At 69.6% G+C, this 513-nt stretch carries 1 pseudogene; it reads right to left on the reverse strand.

Features of this window, described 5'->3' with window-relative positions:
* A pseudogene (locus AC1DWF_RS38820) lies at window positions 1–467 on the reverse strand (cyclohexanone monooxygenase); the annotation flags it as partial.
* Window positions 468–513: the final 46 nt, after the last annotated feature.

A 513-nucleotide genomic window follows, 5' to 3' on the forward strand; every position in this document is an offset into this window, starting at 1 on the left:
AGGCCATGGCGGCCCCTGATGTCCATGGCGAGCAGCGTGCCCGTCATGGCGTCGAAGCCCGTGGCGAAGACGAGCGCGTCGAGTTCGTAGGCCGCTTCCGCCGTGCGCAGGCCTTCGGGCGTGATGGTCTCGATCGGCGCAGACCGCACGTCCACCAGCGTGACGTTCGGCCGGTTGAAGGTCTCGTAGTAGCCGGTGTCCACGCAGATGCGCTTGGTGCCGATCGGGTGGTTGTGCGGGCAGAGCAGCTCGGCGACGGCCGGGTCCTTCACGGTGGCGCGGATCTGGCCGCGCACGAAGTCGGCGGCGGTATCGTTGGCCTTCTCGTCGAGAATGAGGTCGCCGAAGGCAGCCATGAAGGCCGTGCCGCCGCGCTCCCAGCGCGCCTCGTATTCGCGCCGGCGCTCGGCCTCGCTGGCCTCCAGCGCGGGCGTCGGATTCACGGGGTAGTCGATGCCGGTACGCATCTGCCGCGCCTTCGCCCGGCGGGCGGGATAATCGCCCTTCCAGGAT

The organism is Aminobacter sp. P4_D5 (genome assembly GCF_056401815.1).